The sequence below is a fragment of the Ruegeria sp. HKCCA6837 genome, from assembly GCF_013034475.1.
Taxonomy (GTDB): domain Bacteria; phylum Pseudomonadota; class Alphaproteobacteria; order Rhodobacterales; family Rhodobacteraceae; genus Ruegeria.
The window spans coordinates 563,093-589,196 of sequence record NZ_WQGD01000001.1 but is presented as its reverse complement, the minus strand read 5'-3'; the positions used below and the strand labels follow the sequence as shown (position 1 = coordinate 589,196).

Below are 26,104 nucleotides of genomic sequence, written 5' to 3'. Positions count from 1 at the left end.
CGGTTTAGCGGATTGCGGCGGGGAAGCAAACTTTTATGCCTGCCGAGGCGGTATTTGGAAATAGAAGAAAAGGATCGGGTTGCCCTGTTGACGCCGTCGGATTAGAGCGGGCGGAACTTTTCGGAGACAGCCATGCCCAGCGATACATCTCAGCCATCCTTCGTGCTCGTGCGCCCGCAGATGGGCGAAAACATCGGCGCCGCCGCGCGCGCGATGTGGAATTTTGGTCTGGACCGTATGCGCATCGTAGCCCCACGCGACGGCTGGCCGAACCCGAAGGCAGTGGCCATGTCCAGCGGGGCGGGGCGGTTGCTGGATGAGGCGCAGCTTTTTGACGATCTGGCAGGATCGCTGGCTGACAGCACGTTTGTCTTCGCAACAACAGCCCGACAGCGCGGGTTAACCAAGCCGGTTTATAGCCCAGAACGTGCGATGCAGATCGCGGCTGAGAAAGTCGCAGCAGGTGAAAAAGTCGCCGTGTTGTTCGGTCCCGAGCGTGCAGGGCTTGAGAATGAGGACATCGCAAAGGCCAACGCGATCATCTCGGTTCCGGTGAACCCGGAATACGCCTCGCTGAACCTGGGGCAATGCGTGTTGCTGACCGCCTATGAGTGGATGCGCCAGACCGGAGACGTGGTGCATGAGGCCACCGATCTGGGCAAGGGCGACTGGGCCACAGGGATCGAAGTGGAAAAACTGGTCGAGCATTACGAGGATCGTCTGGAAGAGGCCGGGTTCTTCTATCCCCCTGAAAAAGCAGAGGGTATGAAAGTTAATCTACGTAATCTGTGGTCGCGGATGCGGATGACTCGCGCCGATGTGCAGATGCTGCATGGGATCATGCGGCAGATGGTCCGCTGGAAAGACAAAAGCTGAGGCTGGACCTATCTTCCACCAAGCCCTAGCTTGCGACAAAATCAGGACATGAGGACAGCATGAGCGGTAAGCGCAGCATCTTCGAAGAGGTCTCGGACACCGAAAAACAACAAGCCGTGCAACCGGGAATGATCGACCGGGGACGCGGCGGCGCACGTCAGGCGATCCGTGTTTGGCTTATGATCCTGTTTGCCCTGGTCGTTGTGATGATCGCGGTTGGTGGTCTGACGCGCCTGACCGACAGCGGCCTTTCGATCACGGAATGGCGTCCGATCACCGGAGCCATCCCACCGATGAATGAGGCCGATTGGCAGGCGGAATTCGACAAATACAAACAAATCGACCAGTGGCGTATCCAAAACCAATGGATGGAGTTGAATGATTTCAAGTTCATCTACTGGTGGGAATGGGGCCATCGTCAACTGGGCCGCGTGATCGGACTTGTCTGGGCCCTCGGGTTCTTTGGTTTCTTAGCTGCACGTAAAATTCCAACCGGCTGGACCGGTAAGCTGTTGATTCCGGGCGTTTTAGGCGGTGTTCAAGGCGCGGTCGGATGGTGGATGGTCGCCTCAGGCGTGACGCAGGGTGAGGGCATGACCGCCGTTGCCAGTTATCGTCTAGCCACACATTTGGGTCTGGCTTTTGTGATCCTGGGCTTTCTGGCGTGGTACATCTTTGAATTGGGCCGCGAAGAACGCGACCTGATGCAGGCGCGCCGCGCGAAAGAGGCCAAACTGTTCTCACTGTCCACCGGTCTGATGCATTTCGCCTTTTTACAGATACTCATTGGGGCGCTGGTCGCTGGGATCGACGCTGGGCGGTCCTACACCGATTGGCCCTTGATTGGCGGGCAAGTGTTGCCGCCGGATGCCACTGCATTGGAGCCGATGTGGCGGAACTTCTTTGAAAGTCCTGGATTGGTGCAGTTCATTCACCGCTGTGCGGGGTATCTGCTGTTCATCTTCGCCTTCATCGTCTGGCGTCGTGGTGGAACCAGCGCGCATCCGCAGACACGTTTTGCCTTCAATGCCGCCTTTGCCGCGCTGGCGTTGCAGGTTGTCGTCGGAATCGTGACCGTGGTCTACGGCGCACCCTGGCAGATTGCGATCTTCCACCAATTCATGGCCGTTGTCGTCTGGACCCTGATCCTGCGTGCCCGGTTCCTGACCGCTTATCCCATCGCAACATCCCTGCGCGGAGTTTGATCCAATGACCGCTTTCAATGAACTCATGGCCTTTCAGCGTGAAACCTCAGCTTTAGGCCAGATTGCCGGGCGGCTGGGTTGGGATCAGGAAACCGTCATGCCGCGTGGGGCTGCACCGCAACGTGCCGAAGAAATGGCTGCAATCGAGGCCGTTCTCCATGCGCGTCGTTCAGATCCGCGTGTGGCAGAATGGCTTGAGCAAGCCGCGCCACAGGACGAAGTGGGTAAGGCCCAGTTGCGTGAAATCCGTCGGGCCTATGAGCGTGCGGTGAAAGTGCCTGCTGATCTGGCAACAGCGATCGCCCGTGTGACATCCGCTGCGCAGGGGTCTTGGGCGCAGGCGCGGGCGGATGAAGTCGTCGGGGCCTTTCTGCCGGTGCTTGAAGAGGTCGTGTCACTCAAACGGCAAGAGGGCGAAGCCCTTGCTCAGGGTGGTGACGTTTACGACGCCATGGTCGAAGATTACGAGCCCTACACGACCGGCGCGCAGATTGCGGCCATTTTTGATGAGATGCACCCACGTTTGGTTGCCCTACGCGCCGCAGTATTGGATCGCCCGGAACCGGCAGGCCTGAATGGCAGTTTTGATGAACGGACCCAGATGCGCCTGACGCAAAAGCTGGCGACGACTTTTGGGTATGATCTGAACAATGGCCGTGTTGACAAGGCGGTGCATCCGTTCAGCTCGGGCAGTGGGCTGGATGTGCGCATCACCACGCGAACCAGTGAAACGGACCCGTTCAACTGCTTTTATTCCACGATACACGAGGTCGGCCACGCCGCTTATGAACAGGGTATCGACAAAGCTTATTTGCTGACCCCGCTTGGGAACGGCGTGTCAATGGGCGTGCATGAAAGTCAAAGCCGCATATACGAAAACCAATTGGGTCGTTCGCGTGCCTTTACTGGGTGGCTGTTCGGACAGATGACTGAGGCATTCGGCGATTTCGGTATCGCTGACGCGGAGTCGTTTTACGCTACGGTAAACCGTGTTCATAACGGCTATATTCGGACCGAGGCTGATGAAGTGCAGTACAACCTTCACATCATGTTGCGCTTTGATCTGGAACGCGCACTGATGGCCGGAGACCTGCAAGTGAGCGAGCTCGAGGCCGCCTGGAATGACAGGTTTAAAGCTGACTTCGGCTATGCGGTCGACAAACCTTCGAATGGCTGTTTGCAGGACGTGCATTGGTCGGTTGGATTGTTCGGGTATTTCCCGACCTATTCGCTGGGCAACGTTTATGCAGGATGCTTGTTTCAGGCGCTGCGTGCGGCAGTGCCAGGGCTGGATGACCGATTGGCCGAGGGTGACACCTCTGGCGCGACGGGCTGGTTGCGCGAACAAGTTCAACAACATGGCGGGCTTTATGCACCCCGCGATGTCATTGCACGCGCAAGCGGTGTAGAGCCGGGGCCAGAGCCTTTGCTTGCGTATCTGGAAAAGAAGTTTGGGGCTTTGTACGGGCTGTGACCTGAGATTTCGGTCTCCGGACTGCGTACAGAAAGGCCGGATCTCTTTGGTGATGCGGCCGCGACAACGGTGAATTTTTTCGTATTTCACCTTAGACGGACCGTTCCAGAGATGATTGCCGTTGGCGACGTCAATACCGCGCGTGTGACACCATATCGCGATCCAGTACGTGAGGCATCATTGACTTGGTGTTCACGCGTGACAGGCCTTTACAAGATAGGCCCGGATCGATTTTTGGGGTGGAAGGAATTGTATTAGAAAAAGCTGAAAATACTTCCAGTCAGCGTCACCGTTTCAACATAGGTAACAATGTTGAGGGGATTTACCCTAAATGAGGAAAATGGGTGGCCAAATTGTGTCCGGGGTACTACGTATCCTCAAGTCTGTGTAGCACTCTAGTTGGAGTGCGAATTTGTAAAAAGTGTTTCAAGGGTAGGGGTTAAACACGTGACACTGAAACGTAATGTGGCCGCGGTTGCCTTAGTTGGGGTGTTGGCTGGTAGCGCCGCCTCGGCGTTGAGTGTGACAGCTATTTCTCCTTCATGGCAGAACGTGAATCCAACGACTGGTATTACGGAAAGCAGTTCTGGTTCTACTATCTCGCTTCGTTGGGGCGGTGGCAGTAACCCAAGTGGTTATGATTTTACGCCGACGGGAACACCAATATTGAATCTTTCGCCGGACACAGCTTTTGACCTGGGACAGTTCACGCACCTCAACTTTCCGATTCCAGGGGAAGTTCTGAGTTCAGTTGATCTTGCCGTCGATCTGCAGATCGGCGGCGGACCTTTGGTGTCATCAACCTTTTCACTGACACATAATGAGACCTTTAACAGACCGGAAGATTGTCCTCAGGATCCAACGCCTTGCAACGATGTCGTGACAATTGCAAACACACTCGGCTCTCAGAACTTCACCTATGGTGGACAGAACTTTGTGTTCTCGGTGCTTGGCTTTTCACAGGACGGTGGGAACACAATTTCCACTGGTTTCAGTACGGTTGAAGGGGCGCAGAACCACGCAACGCTTTATGGTCAGTATACAGTCGCTCCCGTTCCGTTGCCTGCTGCCGGGTGGCTGCTGCTTGGAGGTATTGGTGGGCTGTTCGCATACGGACGTCGCCAAAAGCGCAAAGCGGCTTAGGCAAGGTTTCTCCACCACGCGTTCATTCGTGCGGTGTAGACTTTTCGAATACAAAAAACCCGAGGTCATCGAACCTCGGGTTTTTCTATTTCCAAAGGTTAGAACGATTACTCTTCTGTCTCGTCTTCACCTTGATCGGCGATCCAGGCAACGCTGACAACCTCTTCGCCCTTACCGGTGTTGAAGACCCGCACTCCGCCCGCGCTGCGGGATCTGAAGGAAATCCCATCCACCGGCACCCGGATCGACTGACCTTTGGACGTGGCCAGCATGATCTGGTCATCGATCTCGACCGGGAAGGACGCCACAAGCTCACCGCCGCGCATCGCCTTGTCCATGGCGGCGACGCCCATACCGCCGCGTCCGCGAACAGGATAGTCATGGCTGGAGCTCAGCTTGCCTGCGCCGCCAGTGGTGATGGTCAGGATCAGGTTCTCGGCTGCCGACATCTGAGCATAGCGTTCCTGCGTAATCGAGCCCGGCGCGGCTTCGTCTTCGTCCACCTCACCGTCATCGGCAATGCCAGCCACGGCGCGGCGCATCTTGAGGTAAGCTGCGCGTTCATCCGGGTCGGCCTCAAAGTGCCGGATCACAGACATCGACACAACGCGGTCGCCATTGGTCAGTTTGATGCCGCGCACACCGGTGGATTCGCGCGAGTTGAACACGCGCACGTCGGTGGTGCGGAAGCGGATTGCACGGCCTGAATTGGTGACCAGCATAACGTCTTCATCTTCCGAACAGATGCGGGCATTCACCAGTTCAACGTCGTCGGGCAGCTTCATGGCGATCTTGCCGTTACGGCGAACATTGGTGAAATCCGACAGGCGATTACGACGTACGTCACCGGCGCTAGTGGCAAATACGATTTGCAGGTTTTCCCACTCTTCATCCGGCACATCCACAGGCATGATCGCGGCGATAGACACACCGGTCGGAATTGGCAGGATATTGACGATGGCTTTGCCTTTGCCGGTCCGGCTGGACTGCGGCAAGCGCCAGGTCTTGAGTTTATAGACCATGCCTTCGGTGGTGAAGAAAAGCAGTTGGGTATGCGTGTTCGCCACGAAGAGGTTGGTGACGACATCCTCTTCCTTGGTCTGCATCCCCGACAGGCCCTTGCCGCCACGTTTCTGAGCACGGAAATCGGCCAGCGGTGTGCGCTTGATGTAGCCGCCTGAGGTTACGGTCACGACCATATCCTCACGCTCAATCAAGTCCTCGTCTTCCATGTCGCCGGACCAATCAACGATCTCGGTGCGGCGGTCGACAGCGAACTTTTCGCGGACGTCGCGCAACTCATCACCGATGATCGACATGATGCGTTCGCGCGAGGAAAGAATATCCAGATATTCCTTGATCTTGGCGGCCAGTTCTTCCAGCTCGTCCGTGACCTCTTTGACACCCAACTGGGTCAAACGTTGCAGGCGCAGTTCCAGAATTGCGCGGGCTTGAACCTCGGTCAGGTTATAGGTGCCATCGTCGTTCATCTTGGACAGAGGATCGTCGATCAGGCGCAAATAGCCTTCGATCTCAGCGGCTGGCCAGCGGCGGGTCATCAGCTTTTCGCGCGCTTCGGCGGCGTCTGCCGAGGATCGGATCGTGGCGACCACCTCGTCCACGTTCGACACGGCCACGGCCAGACCACACAGTATGTGGCTACGCTCGCGCGCTTTGCGCAAGTCGTAAGCGGTGCGACGGGCAACAACATCCTCGCGGAAGTCGATGAAGGACGTCAGGAATCGGCGCAGGGTCAACTGCTCGGGTCGGCCGCCGTTCAGCGCCAGCATGTTGCAGCCAAAGGAAGTCTGCATCGGAGAGAACCGATAAAGCTGGTTCAGAACCACCTCGGGCGTGGCATCGCGCTTCAGTTCGACCACGACACGCACACCGTTGCGGTCGGATTCGTCCTGCACGTGGCTGACGCCTTCAATACGTTTCTCGCGCACCGCTTCGGCGATCTTTTCGATCATCGAGGCTTTGTTTACCTGATACGGGATCTCATCCACGACAATCGCATAGCGATCCTTGCGGATTTCTTCGACACGAGTCTTGGCGCGGATGATGACGCTGCCGCGACCTTCCAGATAGGCCTTGCGCGCACCAGATCGGCCCAGCATGACGCCACCCGTTGGGAAATCGGGGCCGGGGACGTATTCAATCAACTGCTCTGAGGTCAGGTCAGGATCGTCGATCAGTGCCAGCGTGGCGTTGACCACCTCCCCCAGATTGTGAGGCGGAATATTGGTCGCCATACCCACGGCGATACCACCGGCGCCGTTGACCAGCATGTTCGGGAAACGCGCGGGCAGAACGGTTGGCTCTTTGTCTTTGCCGTCGTAGTTGTCCTGAAAATCAACCGTCTCTTTTTCGATATCAGCCAGCAGTGCGGCAGCCGGTTTGTCCATCCGCACTTCGGTATAACGCATGGCCGCTGGGTTATCGCCGTCCATCGAACCAAAGTTGCCCTGACCGTCCAGCAAAGGCAGCGACATCGAGAAATCCTGCGCCATCCGCACCAGCGCGTCATAGATAGCTGAGTCCCCGTGCGGGTGGTACTTACCCATTACGTCGCCAACCGGGCGCGCAGACTTGCGGTAGGCTTTGTCATGGGTGTTCCCGGTTTCGTGCATCGCATACAGAATCCGGCGATGCACCGGCTTCAGGCCGTCACGCAAATCCGGGATCGCGCGGGATACGATGACCGACATGGCGTAGTCCAGATAGGATGTGCGCATTTCGGATTCGATGGAGACCGTCGGGCCGTCATACACTGGGCGCTCTGGCGGGGTTTCGTCCATGTTTTCAGGAATTTCTGGCGTATCGCTCACGTAAACTGCCCGATCTTTGGCTTGGGTCTATATCTTGTGGATGCACCTTATCAGACCCGGCACATAAGGTGCAAGCAAGCAGCGCATTGAGTGCGAAAAACCACGGTAACGTCCCGGTAACATATTGTTATCCAAGAATTAGAAGGTTTCTGTGCTAGCCTGAAGAGACCTTGCAACAAACCAGAGGTCCGCATGAACCCAAGCGAAACCGAATTGATGCTAAAGGGGTACGGTCTGACAACGGCGGAATTCTTCTACCATATGCCCGACTATATCCACGTACTAAACACGTTCATCTGGCAGGACTACGACCTGGCGCCGGATCATCCGAAACTGTTCGAATTCATCGATTTCTGGCAGCGAGAGATTGAAGGTCCGCTGCATTCGGTCAAATTCACCCACCGCAAGATGATTGCACCGGGTGAGTGGCGTAACATGGTTGGCGAGTTTCGCGTGAATTGAGTGGTCGGTAATGCCTGACTGACCATTGAATTACCCGTTTTCATTTAAGGCAAGTCGGGTAAGGTGACGGCCAATCTGTTGCTGCCACAGGAAAACAAACCATGACAAAAGCCTTTCTTTTTGCTGCGGCGCTTTGCCTAAGTGGTCCCGCTTGTGCCGAAGGCGTTCTGGACAAGATAAAGAAGGGTGCTGAAAACACCGCAGAAGCGATCGGTCGCGGCGCGGAAAGCGTCGGTGATACTGTCAACAAAGGCGCTGCGGTCGTCGATGAAACCATCGATTCCACGTCGGACTTGCTGTCCAACGAAGCAACGCCGGAAGAAACGCGTGCCAAGCTGGACGTGATGGCAGGAGAAATCCTTGATCAGTTGCTTGCCGAAAACCCCGAAGCGCAGTCACTCTATGACGTCAGCGCAGGTTATGCGGCCTTCGACTCGCGCAAGATTTCGGTGTTTCCGGTATCGGCAGGGTATGGGCGCGGTGTGGCCGTTTCAAAAGACACTGGTCAGCACACCTATATGAACATGGGCACGGGTGGTGTGGGCGCGGCCATCGGCATTGGCGGCTTTGAGACCAAGTTTGTGATCCTGTTCGAAAGCCCTTCAGATTTGGACAACTTCATTCTCCATGGCTATGACGCGACGGCTGAAACCGGCGCCATGTATGGAGAAGACAAAAAGGGCGAAACCGTGCGCTTTAGCGATGGGCGCTCTTTCTTTGTGCTCAGCAAAAAAGGATGGCGCGTGTCGGCAGGTGCGTCCGGCACCAAGTTCTGGAAGTCGCCCGAACTGAACTGATCAACCCGAGCAGCTTGCGCCGCCAAGAACGCAAAACTTGGCGCAGTGGGGATGGTTAAGGTGAACATCCGCCTCGGCTTCGGCCAGGCTGTGCCCCATCTCGAATTCGGGCTCATAAGGCAGCAACGTGCAGGCCAGAACGGCAGGGCGATCCGCACCTTTGCGTTTGACCACCATGCGCGAATTGGCACACATCACCGCATTTGGGGATTTGTCCAGAATTCCCCAGCACGCCGTCGTAATTTCAGGCACTTCCACGGATTCGTCCATCTCGGGGAATAGAACGGTCTGAGCTGGATTGTTCGGGTCGATGTCAAAGTCATGCCGGGCGAAGAACGCAGCATAACCAGCGCGGCTTTCTGCATCCGTGTCTCCCCAAACCGTCCTGCCTGCGATCGCCATGTTGAAGCCGTGATCGCGCAACCACTCCATCCCGGTAACGGTTTTGTCGAAACTGCCCTTGCCGCGCTCTTCATCATGCAGGTCGGGGCGGTAGTGATCGACTGAGATGCGCAGCGTAAGCTTGTCGTTGTATTTGCTCTGCAACTCCAACAAGCCTTCGCGCATCTTGCGGCGCATCATCGGGGCCATCGCATTGGTCAAGATCAGGACCTCATACCCACGTTCCAGCGCGGCACGAGTCATCTCGATCATCTCGGGGTTCATGAAGGGTTCGCCGCCGGTAAAGCCAATCTCGCGCACGGGCCAATTGCGCTCGTCGATCTGGTCCAGAAAATTACGGATTTCATCTGCGGTCAGATAGACCAAAGCATCATTGGTCGGGCTGCTGGCGATATAGCAGTTCACGCATTCGATGTTGCACAGCGTACCTGTGTTAAACCAAAGCGTGTCTGGCTGGGTCAGTGAAACTGTTGCGCGGGTCTGCCCGTCTGCTGTCACCAGTTTGTCTTGGAACTTGCCGATATTGGCAAGCTGAGGGGCATTGTCTTTCATTCCCGCATCCGGCTTTTGCTGAAATCTTTGGTTCGAACTAGCGTGTTGTCGGGGATTTGGTAAGGGTGACGCGGCGGTTCTAACAGAGTTTTGATGATCTTTGAGTTTTCATTTTTGGTTGCGCTAACATTGGACATGCAAGTTGGGTCGGGTTAAGGACAGCTTATGGTTTCACGCGTCATCCCTGTTGATCCTTTTGATCTGATTATTTTCGGCGGCACTGGTGATCTGGCGCAGCGGAAAATTCTGCCTGCCCTGTATCGTAGGTTCTGTGCCGGGCAATGGCATGATGACACGAAAATCCTTGCAGCAGCCCGGGCGAACCATACTGCGGAAGAGTTTCGCGAGATGGTTGCCGATTCTTTGCGCCAACATGCGCCGAAGCGGGCGCAGGACAGCCGGGCGCTGATCGGGTTTCTGCAGCGGGTTGACTATGTGCCTCTGGATGCAATGACAGCAGAAGGCTGGGATGTTCTGGGCCAAAAGCTGTCATCGGACCGCATAAGGGCGTTCTACTTCTCGGTTGGTCCAAGTTTGTTCGGCCCGCTGGCCGAGCGGGTCAGGGCGAATAATCTGGCGACGGACGACACCCGCATCGTGGTGGAAAAACCGTTTGGCCATGATCTGGACAGTGCGCAGGCCCTGAATGCCACGCTGGCTGCGCATTTCGACGAGAGCCAGATTTACCGGATCGACCATTATCTGGGCAAGGAAACCGTGCAGAACCTGATGGCTGTGCGCTTTGGCAACATGCTGTTCGAACCCTTGTGGAACAGCCAATATGTCGACCACATTCAAATCACGGTTGCTGAAACCGTGGGGATTTCCGGGCGTGAGGAGTATTACGAGCGCGCAGGCGCAATGCGGGACATGGTGCAGAACCACCTGATGCAATTGCTCTGCCTGATCGCGATGGAACCTCCGGCCAAATTTGATCCCGACGCGGTGCGCGACGAGAAACTCAAGGTAATCCGGGCGCTTGACCAGGTAGAGCCGCATCACATTGTGCGCGGCCAGTTCGCTGCAGGGCCCGAGGGTCCGGGATACCGAGACTGCGTTGGCAATCCGCGTTCAACCACCGAAAGCTATGTGGCGTTGAAGGCCCACATCAGCAACTGGCGGTGGGCCGGGACGCCGTTCTATCTGCGCACGGGTAAGCGGTTGGTGGCGCGGTCTTCGGTGATCAATGTGATGTTCAAGGACGCGCCGCATTCGATCTTCGGGGAAGAAGCCGGACGGCACGCCAATGCATTGTCGATCCGTTTGCAACCCAATGAAGGGATCACCCTGAAGGTGACGATCAAGGAACCGGGGCCGGGTGGGATGCGTCTGGTCGATGTCCCACTGGACATGAGCTTTGCCGAAGCCTTGGGACCCGAAAATCAGGACCCGCCAGATGCTTACGAACGGTTGGTGATGGATGTGATCCGGGGCAACCAGACGCTGTTCATGCGCGGGGACGAGGTCGAGGCCGCCTGGGCCTGGACCGATCCAATCATCGCTGGCTGGCTGGCGCGCGGCGACGTGCCGAAACCTTATGACAGCGGCAGCACAGGGCCGGGCGACGCCGAGCTGCTGATGAAACGAGATGGTCGCCGTTGGCAAGGAATCAAGCCATGAATATTCAGGAATATGCAGACCGCGAAATGCTGGCCATCGACGTGGCAAATGCTTTGGCGGGCGATCTGGAGGCTGCATTGTTGCATCATGACACTGTTGCGCTGGCCGTTCCCGGTGGGACAACGCCGGGGCCAGTGTTTGACAGCCTTTGTGCAGCGGACGTGGCGTGGGACCGTGTGCGAGTTTTGCCAACAGATGAACGGTGTGTACCTGCCGATCACGAGCGTTCCAACGAGCGTCTGATTCGCGAAAGACTGCTGACGAACCGGGCGTCTGTTGCGCATTACATTCCGCTCTATGTACCCGGTGCGGAACCCGAGGCGGCGTTGCCCGAAATCGAATCTCTGATTGCGCCGGTGTTGCCGTTGTCGGTTCTGGTTCTTGGAATGGGTGATGACATGCATACGGCTTCGTTGTTTCCGGGTATGGAAGGGCTGGCTCAGGCATTGGGCAGTGATGCGCCTACATTAACCGTCGCGCGCACCGAGGTGCAGCCCGAGGCGCGCATTTCCCTGACCGCGCCGGTCCTGGATGGGGCATTGTCCAAGCACCTGATTATCTACGGCCAGACCAAGCGCGACGCGTTGGAAAAAGCCATGTCGCTGCCACCGGAAGACGCACCAATCGCCGCTGTGCTGAGCGGTATGACTGTCCATTGGTCGGAGTGAACACATGCAACTGGACGCTTTGAAGGCATTGGCAGACGCGGACCGCCGTATCTTGGACCTGTTTGAGGCGGACGCGAACAGGGCTGTGGAATTTTCAGCTTCGGCCGGGGATATGCATTTTGATTACTCCAAGACGCAGATCGACGAAAGCGTGCGCGCGGGGCTGATCCAACTGTGCGAAGACGCCGGTCTTGCGGCGCGGCGCGATGCGATGTTTGCGGGCGAAAAGATCAACGAAACTGAAGGGCGCGCGGTGCTGCACACGGCCTTGCGCAATCTGGACGGTGGGCCGGTCGACGTGGATGGTCGGGACGTCATGCCCGAGGTTCTGGACACGCTGCAACGGATGCGGGTTTTTGCCGAGGAAGTGCGCGGTGGTGCGATTGCGGGGGCAGGGGGCAGCTTTACCGATGTGGTCAATATCGGCATTGGTGGGTCGGATCTTGGTCCTGTCATGGCAACACATGCGCTGGCTCCGTATCATGATGGGCCGCGTCTGCACTATGTTTCGAACGTGGATGGCGCGCATATCGCTGACACGCTGCGTCAGTTGGATCCGACACGGACTTTGGTGATTGTCGCCTCGAAAACCTTCACGACCATTGAGACAATGACCAATGCGCGCACGGCCCGCGCCTGGATGTCCGAAGGCGGAGGCGATCCATCCCGGCAGTTTGCCGCCGTATCCAGCGCATTGGACAAGACGCAGGCGTTTGGCATTCCCGAAGCGCATGTGTTTGGTTTCGCCGATTGGGTCGGTGGGCGCTATTCGGTCTGGGGGCCAGTGGGCCTGCCGGTCATGATCGCTGTTGGCTCAAACGCGTTTGACGCGTTTCTGCGTGGTGGGCAGGCGATGGATCTGCATTTCCGCTCGGCGGATTGGTCTGAGAACGTGCCCGTCATGCTGGCGCTGGTCGGTATCTGGCATCGTCAGGTTCTGGGCCATGCCAGCCGCGCCGTGCTGCCCTATGATCAGCGGCTGTTGCGGCTGCCAGCCTATTTCCAACAGTTAGAGATGGAATCGAACGGCAAATCAGTAGCCATGGATGGGTCTTCGCTGACTATTCCGTCGGGTCCTGTGGTCTGGGGAGAACCGGGTACAAATGGTCAGCACGCGTTCTACCAACTGATTCACCAGGGTACGGACGTTATCCCATGCGAATTCATGGTTGCGGCCGAAGGGCACGAACCCGAGCTGACCCATCATCACCGCTTGCTTTTGGCCAATTGTCTGGCGCAGTCCGAAGCCCTTATGCGCGGCCGGTCACTGGACGAAGCCCGAGACCGCATGGCGGCAAACGGGCTGACAGGTGCGGAACTGGAGCGGCAGGCGCGACATCGGGTTTTCCTCGGCAATCGTCCGTCCACCACTCTGATTTATCCGAAACTCACACCATTCGTACTGGGTCAGATCGTTGCCCTGTATGAGCACCGGGTGTTTGTCGAAGGTGTGCTGTTGGGTATCAACTCTTTCGATCAATGGGGGGTGGAGCTGGGCAAGGAGCTGGCCACGTCGCTTGGCCCCATCGTGGACGGTGAAGAAAGCGCCCAAGGCAAGGACGCATCCACCGCTGCGCTGGTCGCCTATGCGTTGAAACACCGGGATTAACGCCCCAAAACGCAGCCTGCTGCACTAGTGGGTGGCATTCTTTTATTGTCAGACAATTAAATGCTTGGCAGGGTTCCTTCCTAGGAAACGACTGGATTGACGCAATGGGGCACGCCCCTAGCTGTTAATGTCAGATGGATAAGGCAGGGGTCATCTAAGACCCCGCCAACGACGGGAGGATGTCCATGCTGGGACAGATGATGACGCAGCCCCTGCTGATTTCGTCACTTATTGATCATGCAGAACGCTACCACGGCCAAACCGGGATAATCTCGGTCGAAACAGACGGTACGATTTCCGAGACCAACTGGTCTGAGATTGCGATGAACGCCCGACGCCTGGCATCAGCGCTAACAAAACTGGGATTAGAGCCACAGGACAGGATCGGAACCCTGGCCTGGAACAACCGGCGGCATCTTGAGATTTACTATGCAACCTCCGGCGCTGGCTATGTCTGCCACACGGTCAATCCGCGCCTGTTCCCCGAGCAACTGACCTATATCATCAACCACGCTCAGGATCGTGTGCTGTTCTTTGATGCAACATTCATCCCGTTGGTTGCAGCGCTGCACGATGCGCTTACCGAAGTCAGGCACTTTGTCCTCATGGGCCCGCGCAATGAAGAGGCAGCGTCACAGATCCCCGGTCTAGTGTTCTATGACGAACTGATCGAAACAGGCGATACTGGCTTCGCATGGCCTGATCTGGATGAAAACACGGCATCAAGCCTGTGTTATACCTCGGGCACGACGGGCAATCCGAAGGGCGTGTTGTATTCCCACAGGTCAACCCTGCTGCACAGCTTTGCGTCGAACACAAAGGATGTGATCGGGTATTCTGCGATGGACGTCGTCATGCCCGTCGTGCCGATGTTCCACGTCAACGCGTGGGGATCGCCCTATGCCTGTGCAATGTCGGGGTCGCGGATGGTCTTGCCGGGACAGGATTTGCACGGCGAGGCGCTGGTCAACCTGATCGACACCTATGGTGTGACCCTGGCCATGGGTGTGCCGACCATTTGGCAAGGTTTGCTGGCCCATGCCGCCAAGTGCGGGACCGAGTTGAAAAGCCTGGATCGAACTGTGATCGGGGGGGCGGCCTGTCCGCCTTCGATGATCGAAACCTTCCGCGAAACCTATGGGGTCGACACTGTGCATGCCTGGGGCATGAGCGAGATGAGCCCGCTGGGTACAACAAACTACCCTCTGGCCAAGCATCTTGAGCTACCACTTGAAGAACAGCACGCAATCCGCCTGAGTCAGGGCAGGCCGCCCTTTGGGGTCGAGCTGAAAATCGTCGATGATGATGGCAATGATCTGCCGCATGACGGCGAAACTCAGGGCGATCTGATGGTGCGGGGGCATTGGGTTCTGGACAGCTATTTTATGTTGCAAGATCAGCAGCTTCTTCAGGACGGCTGGTTTGCCACTGGCGACGTTGCCACGCTGGACCCGGATGGCTATATGACCATCCGTGACAGATCCAAAGACATTATCAAATCCGGCGGAGAATGGATCAGCTCCGTTGAGCTTGAGAATATCGCAGTCGCGCATCCCAAGCTTGCAACCGCCGCCGTGGTGGGCGTACCGCACCCGAAATGGGACGAAAGGCCGCTGCTGGTTGCTGTAAAGGCTGAAGGGGCAGACCCAAGCGAAGACGAATTGCTGAGCTTCTTCGATGGAAAGATCGCCAAGTGGCAAATCCCGGACAAGGTGGTCTTTGTCGATGCACTGCCGCTGAACGCAACCGGGAAAGTCCTGAAACGCAACCTGCGCGCGGATTTCGAAGACGCCCTGACGGGTTAACATCAGTTAAGGGGAAGATGGCTCCGGCGGTAGGGATCGAACCTACGACCAATTGATTAACAGTCAACTGCTCTACCGCTGAGCTACGCCGGAACGGTTCGGGCCGTATAGCAATCGAATTCCCGGTCGTCCAGTGCAGGCCGCAAGTTTTTTCGAAAAATTCAGCAGCAACAATGCGAGGTCCAAAAACTTGTCAAACAGGAGGGATCAGGGCGGCGCTGAGACTGCGCAAATGCTGCTATCAAATTGCGCGTTTTTGTGTTTTTAAGAGCGCCATGCCGCCAAAATCTGGTGTGGCTTCTGTCTGGGCATAGCATGTTCCCGAAAAAGGTCTCGTTGCGGTCGCTACAGCGAAACTTGCACGGGAATACGTGTTAATCCGCCTTAGTACGGTTGATCCCACTCGCTGAAACTGTCGGACTTTAGGCTTGAATCGTGGAATTCAACAGGAGAACGCCTTGAAAGTGAACGAACTTGAAAAACCTGTTCTAACCATGCCGGAAGACGCGCAAAATGTGCTGCGCGAAAACTACGAAGCGGCCTCTGTGATTCTAGAATACGGCTCTGGCGGATCTACTGTTTTGGCCTCAGAAATGCAAAACAAAACTGTGTTCAGCGTAGAAAGTGACCGAAGCTGGACCCGAAAAATGAGGCGCTGGTTTCGCGAAAACCCACCCAACACCGGGACCAAAGTTAATATATCCTGGGTTGATATCGGTGACACCAAGAAATGGGGGTTTCCGGCAAATCAAGACAAATCAGGACGGTATCCCAGATATCCTTTGTCAATCTGGCAGAGCAAGGGGTTCAAGCATCCGGATGTTGTGCTGGTCGATGGCCGGTTTCGAGTCGGTTGTGCTTTGGCCACCGCATTCAATATTACACGGCCCGTGACCCTTCTTTTTGACGACTATGGAGATCGACCGCGAATGCAAGCAGCGGAAGAATTTCTGGATGCACCAGAACTTGTCGGCCGCATGGCTATATTTAGGGTAGAGCCCATGCAAATCCCGGCGGATCGCCTTATTCGGGTTATTCGCCTGCTAACGGTACCCTGAAGCGACGACTGAAGTGGAAATTGATTTGATAATCCAAAGAGCGCCGGAAAACGGATACTGATATAGCAGTGGACGAAAGTAAGGGTTCTCGACCGATCTATTCGTCAACTTCTTGGATTGTCAGGATTATTGGCTCCGGCGGTAGGGATCGAACCTACGACCAATTGATTAACAGTCAACTGCTCTACCGCTGAGCTACGCCGGAACTGAGGCGCGTATAGCAACCCGGATTCCCGGCGTCCAGAGGGGAAGCGCGCGAAGCATGAAAAAATTTTGACCTGTTATGCGACGCGATGAAAAACGGCCGAGGCAGACATTTTCCCGCGCGAAAGAACCCTGTTTTTCCCATTCAGATCAACAAGGTGCGCAAAGACGTTGCGTTCCGCGGCGGGCAACAGGGCGGCGGGTGTTTCGGTATAGATACGCTCGGCCAACTGTCGGGCCGTGCCATCTGCCTGTTCCAGAGCCGCCAGAATCTGTGCCTCACGGGATTGTCTGTGTTGGATCAACCAATCCAGACGTCCGGCAGGGTCTGTGATTGGCGCGCCGTGCCCTGCATGAAAAACTGACCAGGCGCGGGCGCGCAGGCGGTCGCAGACCGCCATGAAGTCCGTTAAATCTCCGTCCGGGGGTGAGACCAAAGAACTGGCCCAGCCCATCACGTGGTCAGCTGTGAAACAGGTGTCCTGCCAGCCGAGCGCAATATGATTTCCCAAGTGACCCGGGGTGTGGATGACCTCCAACTGCCAGTCATTTCCGTCAATGACTTCGCCGTCTGCAACCTCAACATCAGGACGAAACGTGGTGTCGATCCCTTCGCCGCCCCCTGTCATACCTTGCGCGACCAAACGGGTCATGACATCGCTTCGCCCGGCCTCTGGTCCGCCGAAGGCATAGATGGCTGCGCCTGTCCGCTTCGCCAGTGGGGCGGCAAGCGGTGAATGATCCAGATGCGTGTGCGTTACGATGATGTGGCTGATTCTCTGCCCAGGAGTCAGAGCATCCAGAATAGCGTTCAGATGCGCCTCGTCTTTGGGGCCGGGGTCGATCACCGCGATGTCTCGGTCTCCCAGCAAGTAGGTGTTGGTGCCACGATAGGTCATGGCTGAGGGATTCGGGGCCAGAATACGTCTCAACCCGGGTTGCAGATCGACCGCAACACCTGCGGGTGGGTTGAAATCGTCAGGTGCCTGCATTCTGTGCTCTTTCTCTTATCCGGACGCCCCGCTAGGTTTAGCCCATGTCTTCGCAATGGCTCAAACCCTATCTGCCTCGCAGCCTCTACGCCCGGGCAGCCCTGATTCTGGTTCTTCCGGTGATCGTGCTGCTGCTGGTGGTGGGTATTGCCTTTATCCAAAAGCATCTGGAAGACGTTACCGGGCAGATGACTCGCGCGGCGTCACGCGAAGTGACTTTGATCACGACGATGATCGCCGATGCCGAAACGCAGCAGGACGCTCTGGCCGTTGTGCGCCCCGATTTGCGGGCCCTTGAAATGCAGGCGCGTTTTCTTGACGTGAACGAAGAACCGATGATTGGGGCGCGGCGCTGGTATGATTTCATCGCGCCACAGGTCCAGTCCGACCTTCAGTCAAACCTGCCCGATCTTGTGGCTGTCGCCTTGCCGACAAGTCGCGAAGCGCGGGTGTATTTGCAGACACATCTTGGGGTATTGCAGCTGACCTTTGATCGGCGCAGGTTGTCCCCAGTCGCGCCGCATCAGTTGATCGTGACAATGGTATTTTTCGCCGTGATCATGACTTCGATTTCCTTTCTATATATGCGCAATCAATTGCGGCCGATCACACGGCTGGCCGATGCGGCGCAGGCCTTTGGGCGTGGAAGGGTCGTGCCCTATACACCCGGCGGCGCCATCGAGGTTCGTGCGGCAGGAAATGCGTTCCTGGACATGCGCGCCCGGATCGAACGTCAAATCGAACAGCGGACGCTAATGCTGTCGGGTGTCAGCCATGATCTGCGCACACCGCTGACGCGATTAAAACTTGGACTGTCTATGCTGCCCGAAGACGAGGCCGCGCCTTTGCAGCAGGATGTGACGGAAATGCAATCCCTGCTTGACGCGTTTCTGGATTTCACGCGCGGAGCTGCGGAAGGCGCCCCAGAAGAGGTGCAGCCAGATGTTTTCATTCGCCAGATCGTCGAGGATGCCAAACGCGCCGGGCATCAGGCCGAGCTGATTGGGGTTGAGGGGCAGGGGGCAGTGCTGCTGCGCCCTATGGCCATTCGCAGGGCCGTTGAAAATTTGATCGGAAATGCGGTGCGCTATGGATCACGGGCTGACGTCAGCTTGACACTGAATCCCAAGTCCATGCGTATCCGTGTCGAAGATGATGGCCCGGGTATTCCAGTCGAGGAACGCACCGAAGCGGTCAAGCCTTTCACGCGGCTTGATCCGGCACGGAATCAGAACAAGGGCAGCGGAGTAGGTCTTGGTTTGGCGATTGTGGCGGACATTGCCCGTGCACATGGCGGTACATTGCGCCTGGCAAAAAGCGAGCGTTTGGGCGGTCTTTGCGCGGATATTATCATAGGTCGATAGCAACACGCCTTGTTGCTAAAAAGTGCATGCAATTTTGTGCTTTTGTATAAGCATGTCATTCTGATCCTAGTTTTCTAACGACGTGGGGTTCAGAGAAAATGATTAAAGCAGCTCTCAGCAATATCGAGAAAATAGTCGTTACCGTCACTTCATTGTTTGCTCTTGTTCCGATTACGCAATTCGCGCGGGAAGCCGAAGACCGAAAATTCGAACGTATGGCCAGCTTCATTGCGCTTGGCGACACATGCAGCAATTGGATGCAGGAAGAAGTGATCCAGGGTATGGCGTTTGAGTTAAAGCATTTTGTCAAAGAAGACACAGACGAATTCGCACCAATTCCAGTTCAGGTCAGAGCAAATCAGGTGATCTATTGCTCATATGTTCTAGATTACTTCCAGGCCGAGTTTGCGAAAGTCTATGGCCCGCCAGATCCGGATCAGGACTATTTCGAACCAACTGCGGACGAATACTTGGCCATGCTGTATGACGCATCACATTGGTCCGTTCCGATCGACTTTGAAGACTATCTGGTCACGATCCGAAACCTGCCAAATTCAGCCGGGACACACGCGTTCTATGAAACGCAGAGTCCTTGGTGGCTGGCTGATAGTGTAGAAGAGTTTCTTAAATACTAGCGCCCGAGGTTTAACTTGCAGACAGGCCGCAGGTTGCTCCGAATTGTGGGGCTGGGCTTAAGGGGTTGTCAGGCTACAACGTAAATTCAAAACCGGCATGGTTTATTGTTACTTCGACGAATAGGGGGAGATACTGGGTGACAAGTGAATGAAGTTGCCGAGCGGGTAAAGCGCCTTTGTGAGGAAAACAATGAGACTATGGATCGGCCTCCTTTCAGCTTCATGAGCCAGTTTAAAGAGATGTTTGAGATGTCAATCTGGCTTAATTTCGGTGATGGGAACGGTCCTGCATCCGGTCGTCTAAAAGCGGTACTTAGAAGCCTTGAAAATACAATAGATCACTGCCGCAATTGAGTTCAGAGACGTAAGCAATGAGGAGGCAATTGTCGTCGAATAAGTGTTTTCAACGAAGAAGACTTAACTTGTGCTATGGTGTCTAAATTTGGAGCGCGAAAAATGGAGGTAAATATCGAAGCCTTTAAGCCGATACTTTTCTAAGCATTGTTTGGGTTTTCAGTATTGGCTGTCGGGTTAACGACTGTATTCTGCTTTGCGTTTTGGAAGAATTCCGACGGCACTATTGAGCATATTGGGAAATTGGCAGAAAAGATTCAACTGCTCAAGTTTGCACCTGCAATCCTAATTGTGCTTTCTGCCACCTTGCTTAGGCTTCTCAAGAAAATCGAACCAAAAGCTGTAGTTGCTATCCTCAGCGGCACTAGTGGCTATGTACTAGGTTCTGAGAAAGGCGCGTCTCGTGAAAGCCAAGTGATTTCTCAATAGGGAGTTAATAATGTCTCAAAGAGATGAAGGGAACGGCTCTGATAGCAGCGAGAGCTCAAAGTCGGCCGGGCAACAAAAGCGACAGCAGCAGCAGATCCACCAGGAGCAACAGCTGAAACAAATGCGGGAAAAAGAACAGCAGCAGCATCAGCAACAGCAGTGATCAAATTCGGCTGTAGATGACACATAGGAGGCTTGGCGCGTCCCTGTGCCTACTTCACATCAGAGCGATGAAAGGGTCCAACAGAATCCTTTTCGACCTTCACAAAGAACGTTAGTCACGGTCGCTTCCAGATTGGGAAGCGGCAGCGCATGTTTGGGTAAAAGCCCACGGTTTGAATCGAAGAATCCAGTGGTATTCAAGGTTACAACGCTCAGCTCGTGGATCTGCATTCTCGCCGATGCGTGGCGAAACCCCAAAACCATGGGGCGGCAATCAAAGAGTGGCTGGAGAGAAATGACATTCCGGCAGTGGAAAAACGGCCAGGGTGGTCTGAGGTGGATTCGATAGAAACTACTGAGTTCGTTGGGTGGTACATTAGATAAGTGGCTGCTTCATTTTGAGCAGCATATCGTACCGCGCTGGTGTATTATTTATATAAAACAATAACATAGCGGTGATCTTGGTAGGCCCGGCAGGACTTGAACCCGCAACCAAAGCGTTATGAGCGCTCTGCTCTAACCAATTGAGCTACAGGCCCGCCACGGCGTCTTGCCTATCACGGTGAACGCCCGCGTCAAGCCTGACCGTTGCAACATGATGCACAATCGACTAACCCGCCCGCAAAGCATTCATGAGGGACCGACCATGACAGCGGGTAAGAACGGAATCACCTATGCCGATGCAGGCGTGGATATTGACGCGGGCAATGCTCTGGTCGATCGGATCAAGCCCGCCGCCAAACGGACCAACCGCCCCGGCGTGATGAGCGGGCTGGGTGGCTTTGGTGCGTTGTTCGATCTGAAGGCCGCTGGGTATCAGGATCCGATTCTGGTGGGCGCAACAGACGGTGTTGGCACTAAACTTCGGATTGCGATTGATACCGGTGTTGTGGATGGGGTCGGCATCGATCTGGTAGCTATGTGCGTCAATGACCTGATCTGTCAGGGTGCCGAGCCACTTTTCTTCTTGGACTATTTCGCCACCGGAAAGCTGGATACCGACACGGCAGCGCGGATCATCGAAGGCATTGCCGAGGGTTGCGCGCAATCCGGCTGTGCGTTGATCGGGGGCGAGACGGCTGAGATGCCGGGCATGTATCCCGATGGTGACTTTGATCTGGCCGGGTTCTCGGTTGGTGCGATGGAACGTGGTGCGGATTTGCCCGCTGGTGTTCAGTCGGGTGATGTGCTGCTGGGCCTGGCCTCGAACGGGGTGCATTCCAACGGTTATTCGCTGGTGCGTAAACTGGTTGAGCTGTCTGGGCTGGGCTGGGACGCGCCGTCGCCCTTCAGCGCTGGCACCTTGGGTGAGGCTTTGCTCACGCCCACACGCCTCTATGTCAAACCGGCGTTGGCTGCTGTCCGCGCCGGTGGTGTTCACGCGCTGGCGCACATTACAGGCGGTGGTCTGACCGAAAACCTGCCGCGTGTGTTGCCCGAGGGGTTGGGGGCCGAGATCGATCTGGACAGCTGGCAATTGCCGCCCGTCTTCAGCTGGATGGCGGAAACTGGCGGTATTGTCGAAGCCGAAATGCTCAAGACCTTCAATTGCGGTGTTGGCCTGATTGTCGTGTGCGAAGCAGACAAAGCGGATGAGCTGTCGATCTTGCTAAAAGACGCCGGTGAGACCGTTGCACGGATCGGCACCGTGACTGAGACGCCCGGCGTTGCCTATTCGGGCAAACTGCTGTGAGCCACAAGCGCGTCGCGATCCTGATTTCCGGGGGCGGGTCGAACATGGTGTCGCTGGTCGATAGCATGATCGGTGACCATCCGGCGCGGCCTTGTTTGGTGCTGTCTAATGATGCGCAGGCGGGCGGGCTGAAAAAAGCTGCAGACCGTGGCATTCCGACCGCAGTGGTCGATCACCGCCCGTTCAAAGGGGACCGCGCCGCGTTTGAGGCCGAGCTTTTGAAGCCCTTGCAAGAGGCACAGCCGGACATTGTGTGTCTGGCGGGTTTCATGCGCGTGCTGACGGGGGATTTTGTGTCCAGGTTTCAGGGGCGGATGCTGAACATCCACCCTTCTTTGTTGCCGAAGTACAAAGGCTTACATACGCACGCTCGTGCAATTGAGGCCGGGGACGCCGAGCATGGTTGCTCGGTTCATGAAGTCACCGCAGCGCTGGATGATGGCCCGATTTTAGGCCAGGCTCGTGTGCCTGTTGAGCAGGGTGACACGCCGGATACGCTGGCTGCGCGAGTCCTGGTTCAGGAGCATGTGCTCTACCCCGAAGTGTTGCGCCGTTACGCAGAAGGCAACAGGTCGCCCGTCCTGTTGCCCTGAACCCGCTCTGGGTGATTTACACCCGCCCGATATTCGGCCTATGGTCGTCGGTAACGCTCGGGACGAAGAAAATAACGGGCAGTCACAAAACCAAGAGCGATACTAGTACGGCGCATGAAAACCCTGACGACGACGCAAGAGCTGGCCGACTTCTGTAAGGCCGCCGCAAGCTATCCTTATATCACTGTCGACACTGAATTCCTGCGCGAGCGGACGTATTATTCCAAACTCTGCCTCGTGCAATTGGCGGTCCCTTCCGAAGACGAAGACAGCGCGGTTCTGGTGGATCCCTTGGCTGATGAGCTATCGCTGGAACCGCTGTACAAGCTGTTCCGCAACGAAGATGTCGTCAAGGTTTTCCACGCCGCTCGACAGGATCTTGAGATTTTCTGGGTTGAGGCAGGTGTGTTCCCCAATCCTTTGTTCGACACACAAGTCGCAGCGATGGTTTGCGGCTTTGGTGAACAAGTCGGGTATGAGACATTGGTGCGCAAAATCTGCAAACAGGGCGTCGACAAGACCTCTCGGTTTACGGACTGGTCTAGGCGTCCGCTGACAGACGCGCAGAAATCTTATGCGTTGGCTGATGTCACCCATCTTCGCAAGATTTATGAACACCTGGCGGCTGAACTTGAAAAGACAAAGCGCAGCCATTGGGTAGGGGAAGAACTGCGGACGTTGACGCAACCCACCACCTATGACATCCGCCCGGAAGAGGCTTGGAAACGGGTAAAGACGCGGACAAACTCGGCCAAGTTCCTGGCCGTGGTGCGGGAATTGGCCCAGTTCCGCGAAGCTTATGCGCAGGAAAACAACGTTCCTCGGAATCGGGTTTTCAAGGATGATGCACTGATCGAATTGGCGTCAACCAAACCCAAAACGCCCTCGGATCTGGGCGGATCGCGGCTGTTGCTGCGCGAGGCAAGAAAGGGCGCGATTGCCGAAGGTATTTTGGCGGCTGTAAAACGCGGGGTGAATTGCCCGGCGGATAAGCTGCCAAAGGTCGATACGTCGCGCGATAAGCTGAAGGTCAACCCGGCATTGGCCGACTTGCTGCGGGTTCTTCTGAAATCCAAGACAGAGAGCTCCGGCGTAGCCGCTAAACTGATCGCCACCAGCTCTGAACTGGATCAGATCGCCGCTGGCGAGCGCGACTTGCCCGCGATGTCTGGCTGGCGGTTCGAAGTATTCGGCGAAGACGCGCTGAAGCTATGCGAAGGCAAGATCGCTTTGGCTGCTAAAGGGCAGGCGGTCAAGGTTGTGTCGCTTTAGAAGGTTTTAGCGCCGTCGCGACTCTAACGCGTTCTGCTGTCCAACCACACGCACCAGTCGAATGCCTTCAAGATCCTGACGACTGACATTCACAGCGTCCGACACCATGCGGGTACGTTCGGATCCTTGAGGTGTTTGCGCGCTGGGATAGTTCACGAGGAACTCAAATTCCATTGTGCCGTTTTTCTCGTTCTCTTCCGAGTTCACACGAACCAGGCGGGCATTGTATGCGCCCTGACGGACAGCCGTTCCCGACGCATAAATGATGGCACCGGTTGGGGTGGGATCGATGCGCAGCTCGTCAATCTGACCGATTGGAATGCTGGTGTCCGCGATATTCGGGCGCGAAAACAGGCCCGTGCCTTGTCTTTGCTGAGGAACCAAAGCGTCAGCTGCGTTAGGGTCCGGCGGCGTTTCAGCTTCTACCGATCTGCTTGAGCCAAACCAATTCGACGGGTTCACCCGAGAATCACGCCAGCCGCTGCATGCAGTCAAGGTCAGCGTGGCGATGATAAGAACGGACAGAGATTTTTGCATGGACCCACAGCTTTTCACACGAATACAGGCAATGGGTTAGCGCAAATTCCTCGCGTTGAAAAGCCACCGCGGGGCTGGACAGCAGGTGGTCGTCGGCATAGGTCACAGTTGGTACCGAAACCAAAAGGATCGCCGCACCATGGCCACGCCCGCCTTTGAAGACATTGTCGAGGATTTCGAGTTTCTGGAGGACTGGGAAGACCGGTATCGCCATGTCATCGAACAGGGCAAGGCGATGGACCCATTGGATGACGCGTTCAAAGTTCCAGCAACAAAAGTGAACGGGTGTGCCAGCCAAGTCTGGCTGCATCCGATGATCGAGTCCGGTGTTTTCAAATTCGATGGCGACAGCGACGCGCTGATCGTGCGAGGGCTCATTGCTGTCCTGCGCTCCTTGTATAATGGTCTGCCCGTAGCCGAAGTGCCCAAGGTTGATGCTGGAGCAGAACTGGCGCGTTTGGGGCTGAATGATCATCTGTCTGCACAACGGTCCAACGGCCTTCGTGCCATGATCGAACGCATACGGCAGGTGGCCCAGGAAAACGCGTAAGGTCAGGTCGGACGGTTTGCCCAATCTGACAGCGTGGTTTCCAAATCGCCATAGCCGGTAAAGCGCCGCTCGAACTCCAAACCCATCCTGTCCGCGCATTCTCGCGCACGTTCCGTGAGGTCCGGATCGTCGATCTGCGCTTGATAGATCAGTTTGGTGTAGTTGCCGAAATACATATCCCGCAGCTCTGGGTGTCGATCCAGACCCAAGGGTTTCCAGACAAAGGCGTCAAATTGCCGGGCCAAAAAGTCGGTCAGGTAAAAGGCCGTGGTCTCATCCTCGCCGCGCGCCTCAAAGGCTTGGTTGCCTTCGAAGAACGAGTAACAATGCGGGCCCTTGACCATCTCGACCCCCAGCTTTTCACAGGCTTGTTGAAGCAGGCCGCCGGTCCCGCAATCTGCGTAGACCACATAGATTTTGTCGAATTGGTCCCGGTGCTTGGCCACAGCGTCTTCCACAGCTTGCGTGATCCGTTCCGGGTGGACATGAAGAATCGCAGGCAGACAGGTCAGCGCCATGTGATCCCAGCCGTTGCGCGATTTGATATCCAAAATCTCTTTGGCCAACGCCCCACATGCGATCAGCAGGATACGGCCAGATTCGGTGTCGGTGTAGCCTTTGGTCGTTAGGCTGGCATCATCAGGCAGAGCGTCGTTTGACATTGTATGGCGTCCTCTGGGGTTGCTCACAGAAGAGGATGAATTTGACCTGCCGGCAAGCCTTGTTCCGACCTCTGATCGTAAACTGCCGACGTCTTCGGTTTGGTCCCGCCAAAAGAGGTTGTGGTCAGAAACCTGCGCAACTTGGCGGTCGCGCT

The 26,104-nt window shown here is 56.1% G+C and carries 23 protein-coding genes and 3 tRNA genes; 18 read left to right on the top strand and 8 right to left on the bottom strand.

The features are described from left to right. Positions 1-132 precede the first annotated feature (132 nt). The 4 genes from GOV91_RS02890 to GOV91_RS02875 all read left to right on the top strand — a co-directional run bounded on the left by GOV91_RS02890 (position 133) and on the right by GOV91_RS02875 (position 4,698). On the top strand, positions 133-876 hold the full coding sequence (locus tag GOV91_RS02890) for an RNA methyltransferase (RefSeq protein WP_171234363.1): 744 nt from the start codon (positions 133-135) through the stop codon (positions 874-876). 59 nt (positions 877-935) lie between these two features. After that, complete coding sequence (gene ctaA / locus GOV91_RS02885) at positions 936-2,081, top strand: heme A synthase (protein WP_171234362.1); 1,146 nt, start codon at positions 936-938, stop codon at positions 2,079-2,081. Between the two features lie 4 nt (positions 2,082-2,085). Next, positions 2,086-3,555, top strand: a complete 1,470-nt coding sequence (locus GOV91_RS02880; protein ID WP_171234361.1) for a carboxypeptidase M32 — start codon at positions 2,086-2,088, stop codon at positions 3,553-3,555. 447 nt (positions 3,556-4,002) lie between these two features. Beyond that, a complete protein-coding gene (locus tag GOV91_RS02875) occupies positions 4,003-4,698 on the top strand; it encodes a THxN family PEP-CTERM protein (RefSeq protein WP_371732251.1) in 696 nt (231 codons plus the stop codon). 107 nt (positions 4,699-4,805) lie between these two features. Here GOV91_RS02875 and gyrA read toward each other — a convergent pair whose 3' ends face one another. After that, complete coding sequence (gene gyrA / locus GOV91_RS02870) at positions 4,806-7,529, bottom strand: DNA gyrase subunit A (protein WP_171234360.1); 2,724 nt, start codon at positions 7,527-7,529, stop codon at positions 4,806-4,808. A gap of 192 nt (positions 7,530-7,721) precedes the next feature. On the opposite strand from gyrA, the gene GOV91_RS02865 reads away from it, so the two are divergent. Both GOV91_RS02865 and GOV91_RS02860 read left to right on the top strand, forming a co-directional pair. Next, a complete protein-coding gene (locus GOV91_RS02865) occupies positions 7,722-7,991 on the top strand; it encodes an usg protein (RefSeq protein WP_171180035.1) in 270 nt (89 codons plus the stop codon). A 101-nt stretch (positions 7,992-8,092) separates the two neighbouring features. Beyond that, positions 8,093-8,788, top strand: a complete 696-nt coding sequence (locus GOV91_RS02860; protein WP_171180037.1) for a hypothetical protein — start codon at positions 8,093-8,095, stop codon at positions 8,786-8,788. Here the strand turns inward: GOV91_RS02860 and GOV91_RS02855 are convergent, their stop codons facing one another. Further along, on the bottom strand, positions 8,789-9,742 hold the full coding sequence (locus tag GOV91_RS02855) for a radical SAM protein (RefSeq protein WP_171234359.1): 954 nt from the start codon (positions 9,740-9,742) through the stop codon (positions 8,789-8,791). It lies immediately after the preceding gene. Positions 9,743-9,907: 165 nt separating this feature from the next. Here GOV91_RS02855 and zwf point away from each other — a divergent pair, with 165 nt between their 5' ends. From zwf to GOV91_RS02835, 4 genes are all read left to right on the top strand, one after another. After that, on the top strand, positions 9,908-11,362 hold the full coding sequence (zwf, locus tag GOV91_RS02850; protein ID WP_171234358.1) for a glucose-6-phosphate dehydrogenase: 1,455 nt from the start codon (positions 9,908-9,910) through the stop codon (positions 11,360-11,362). Beyond that, entirely contained in the window at positions 11,359-12,030 is a 672-nt protein-coding gene (gene pgl / locus GOV91_RS02845; protein WP_171234357.1) for a 6-phosphogluconolactonase, read from the top strand. Before zwf ends, pgl begins: the two co-directional genes overlap by 4 nt. Positions 12,031-12,034: 4 nt before the next feature. After that, positions 12,035-13,639 carry a glucose-6-phosphate isomerase gene (gene pgi / locus GOV91_RS02840; protein WP_171234356.1) on the top strand — a complete coding sequence of 535 codons (1,605 nt, stop codon included), beginning with the start codon at positions 12,035-12,037 and terminating at the stop codon, positions 13,637-13,639. Between the two features lie 185 nt (positions 13,640-13,824). Continuing rightward, positions 13,825-15,444, top strand: a complete 1,620-nt coding sequence (locus tag GOV91_RS02835; protein WP_171234355.1) for a long-chain-fatty-acid--CoA ligase — start codon at positions 13,825-13,827, stop codon at positions 15,442-15,444. A gap of 18 nt (positions 15,445-15,462) precedes the next feature. Here GOV91_RS02835 and GOV91_RS02830 read toward each other — a convergent pair. After that, positions 15,463-15,537 (bottom strand) — tRNA-Asn (locus GOV91_RS02830). A gap of 371 nt (positions 15,538-15,908) precedes the next feature. Between GOV91_RS02830 and GOV91_RS02825 the strand changes: the two genes are divergently transcribed. Beyond that, positions 15,909-16,502, top strand: coding sequence for a hypothetical protein (locus GOV91_RS02825; RefSeq protein WP_371732263.1), 594 nt, complete (start codon positions 15,909-15,911; stop codon positions 16,500-16,502). A gap of 130 nt (positions 16,503-16,632) precedes the next feature. On the opposite strand, the gene GOV91_RS02820 is transcribed toward GOV91_RS02825, so the two are convergent. Continuing rightward, positions 16,633-16,707 (bottom strand) — tRNA-Asn (locus GOV91_RS02820). A gap of 76 nt (positions 16,708-16,783) precedes the next feature. Next, positions 16,784-17,698: an MBL fold metallo-hydrolase gene (locus GOV91_RS02815; protein ID WP_171234354.1), complete on the bottom strand. Its 915-nt coding sequence runs from the start codon at positions 17,696-17,698 to the stop codon at positions 16,784-16,786. A gap of 44 nt (positions 17,699-17,742) precedes the next feature. On the opposite strand from GOV91_RS02815, the gene GOV91_RS02810 reads away from it, so the two are divergent. From GOV91_RS02810 to GOV91_RS02800, 3 genes are all read left to right on the top strand, one after another. After that, a complete protein-coding gene (locus GOV91_RS02810) occupies positions 17,743-19,062 on the top strand; it encodes an ATP-binding protein (RefSeq protein WP_171234353.1) in 1,320 nt (439 codons plus the stop codon). Positions 19,063-19,160: 98 nt separating this feature from the next. Continuing rightward, on the top strand, positions 19,161-19,697 hold the full coding sequence (locus tag GOV91_RS02805; RefSeq protein WP_171234352.1) for a hypothetical protein: 537 nt from the start codon (positions 19,161-19,163) through the stop codon (positions 19,695-19,697). Positions 19,698-20,490: 793 nt separating this feature from the next. Further along, the gene (locus tag GOV91_RS02800) at positions 20,491-20,643 is read left to right on the top strand and encodes a hypothetical protein (RefSeq protein WP_171234351.1); all 153 of its coding nucleotides are present in this window, start codon (positions 20,491-20,493) and stop codon (positions 20,641-20,643) included. 461 nt (positions 20,644-21,104) lie between these two features. Here GOV91_RS02800 and GOV91_RS02795 read toward each other — a convergent pair. Then, a tRNA-Ile gene (locus GOV91_RS02795) sits at positions 21,105-21,181 on the bottom strand. A 107-nt stretch (positions 21,182-21,288) separates the two neighbouring features. Between GOV91_RS02795 and purM the strand changes: the two genes are divergently transcribed. The 3 genes from purM to rnd all read left to right on the top strand — a co-directional run bounded on the left by purM (position 21,289) and on the right by rnd (position 24,200). After that, complete coding sequence (gene purM / locus GOV91_RS02790) at positions 21,289-22,335, top strand: phosphoribosylformylglycinamidine cyclo-ligase (protein WP_171176150.1); 1,047 nt, start codon at positions 21,289-21,291, stop codon at positions 22,333-22,335. Continuing rightward, on the top strand, positions 22,332-22,928 hold the full coding sequence (purN, locus tag GOV91_RS02785) for a phosphoribosylglycinamide formyltransferase (RefSeq protein WP_171173794.1): 597 nt from the start codon (positions 22,332-22,334) through the stop codon (positions 22,926-22,928). Before purM ends, purN begins: the two co-directional genes overlap by 4 nt. Before the next feature lie 114 nt (positions 22,929-23,042). Further along, positions 23,043-24,200, top strand: a complete 1,158-nt coding sequence (gene rnd / locus GOV91_RS02780) for a ribonuclease D (protein ID WP_171173796.1) — start codon at positions 23,043-23,045, stop codon at positions 24,198-24,200. A 6-nt stretch (positions 24,201-24,206) separates the two neighbouring features. Here rnd and GOV91_RS02775 read toward each other — a convergent pair whose 3' ends face one another. Then, entirely contained in the window at positions 24,207-24,737 is a 531-nt protein-coding gene (locus tag GOV91_RS02775; RefSeq protein ID WP_171173797.1) for a hypothetical protein, read from the bottom strand. Between the two features lie 139 nt (positions 24,738-24,876). Here GOV91_RS02775 and GOV91_RS02770 point away from each other — a divergent pair, with 139 nt between their 5' ends. Further along, the gene (locus tag GOV91_RS02770; protein ID WP_171173799.1) at positions 24,877-25,287 is read left to right on the top strand and encodes a SufE family protein; all 411 of its coding nucleotides are present in this window, start codon (positions 24,877-24,879) and stop codon (positions 25,285-25,287) included. 2 nt (positions 25,288-25,289) lie between these two features. Here the strand turns inward: GOV91_RS02770 and GOV91_RS02765 are convergent, their stop codons facing one another. After that, positions 25,290-25,949 (bottom strand): DUF1638 domain-containing protein, encoded by a 660-nt coding sequence (locus tag GOV91_RS02765; protein WP_171173801.1) that lies wholly within the window; start codon positions 25,947-25,949, stop codon positions 25,290-25,292. Positions 25,950-26,104 lie beyond the last annotated feature (155 nt).

Excerpts from the sequence above, each read along its gene's own strand:
- GOV91_RS02890 (WP_171234363.1), top strand. The coding sequence starts at position 133 with ATGCCCAGCGATACATCTCAGCCATCCTTCGTGCTCGTGCGCCCGCAG.
- ctaA (WP_171234362.1), top strand. The coding sequence starts at position 936 with ATGAGCGGTAAGCGCAGCATCTTCGAAGAGGTCTCGGACACCGAAAAA.
- GOV91_RS02880 (WP_171234361.1), top strand. The coding sequence starts at position 2,086 with ATGACCGCTTTCAATGAACTCATGGCCTTTCAGCGTGAAACCTCAGCT.
- GOV91_RS02865 (WP_171180035.1), top strand. The coding sequence starts at position 7,722 with ATGAACCCAAGCGAAACCGAATTGATGCTAAAGGGGTACGGTCTGACA.
- GOV91_RS02860 (WP_171180037.1), top strand. The coding sequence starts at position 8,093 with ATGACAAAAGCCTTTCTTTTTGCTGCGGCGCTTTGCCTAAGTGGTCCC.
- GOV91_RS02855 (WP_171234359.1), bottom strand. The coding sequence starts at position 9,742 with ATGAAAGACAATGCCCCTCAGCTTGCCAATATCGGCAAGTTCCAAGAC.
- zwf (WP_171234358.1), top strand. The coding sequence starts at position 9,908 with ATGGTTTCACGCGTCATCCCTGTTGATCCTTTTGATCTGATTATTTTC.
- pgl (WP_171234357.1), top strand. The coding sequence starts at position 11,359 with ATGAATATTCAGGAATATGCAGACCGCGAAATGCTGGCCATCGACGTG.
- pgi (WP_171234356.1), top strand. The coding sequence starts at position 12,035 with ATGCAACTGGACGCTTTGAAGGCATTGGCAGACGCGGACCGCCGTATC.
- GOV91_RS02835 (WP_171234355.1), top strand. The coding sequence starts at position 13,825 with ATGCTGGGACAGATGATGACGCAGCCCCTGCTGATTTCGTCACTTATT.
- GOV91_RS02815 (WP_171234354.1), bottom strand. The coding sequence starts at position 17,698 with ATGCAGGCACCTGACGATTTCAACCCACCCGCAGGTGTTGCGGTCGAT.
- GOV91_RS02810 (WP_171234353.1), top strand. The coding sequence starts at position 17,743 with ATGTCTTCGCAATGGCTCAAACCCTATCTGCCTCGCAGCCTCTACGCC.
- GOV91_RS02805 (WP_171234352.1), top strand. The coding sequence starts at position 19,161 with ATGATTAAAGCAGCTCTCAGCAATATCGAGAAAATAGTCGTTACCGTC.
- GOV91_RS02800 (WP_171234351.1), top strand. The coding sequence starts at position 20,491 with ATGTCTCAAAGAGATGAAGGGAACGGCTCTGATAGCAGCGAGAGCTCA.
- purM (WP_171176150.1), top strand. The coding sequence starts at position 21,289 with ATGACAGCGGGTAAGAACGGAATCACCTATGCCGATGCAGGCGTGGAT.
- rnd (WP_171173796.1), top strand. The coding sequence starts at position 23,043 with ATGAAAACCCTGACGACGACGCAAGAGCTGGCCGACTTCTGTAAGGCC.
- GOV91_RS02775 (WP_171173797.1), bottom strand. The coding sequence starts at position 24,737 with ATGCAAAAATCTCTGTCCGTTCTTATCATCGCCACGCTGACCTTGACT.
- GOV91_RS02770 (WP_171173799.1), top strand. The coding sequence starts at position 24,877 with ATGGCCACGCCCGCCTTTGAAGACATTGTCGAGGATTTCGAGTTTCTG.
- GOV91_RS02765 (WP_171173801.1), bottom strand. The coding sequence starts at position 25,949 with ATGTCAAACGACGCTCTGCCTGATGATGCCAGCCTAACGACCAAAGGC.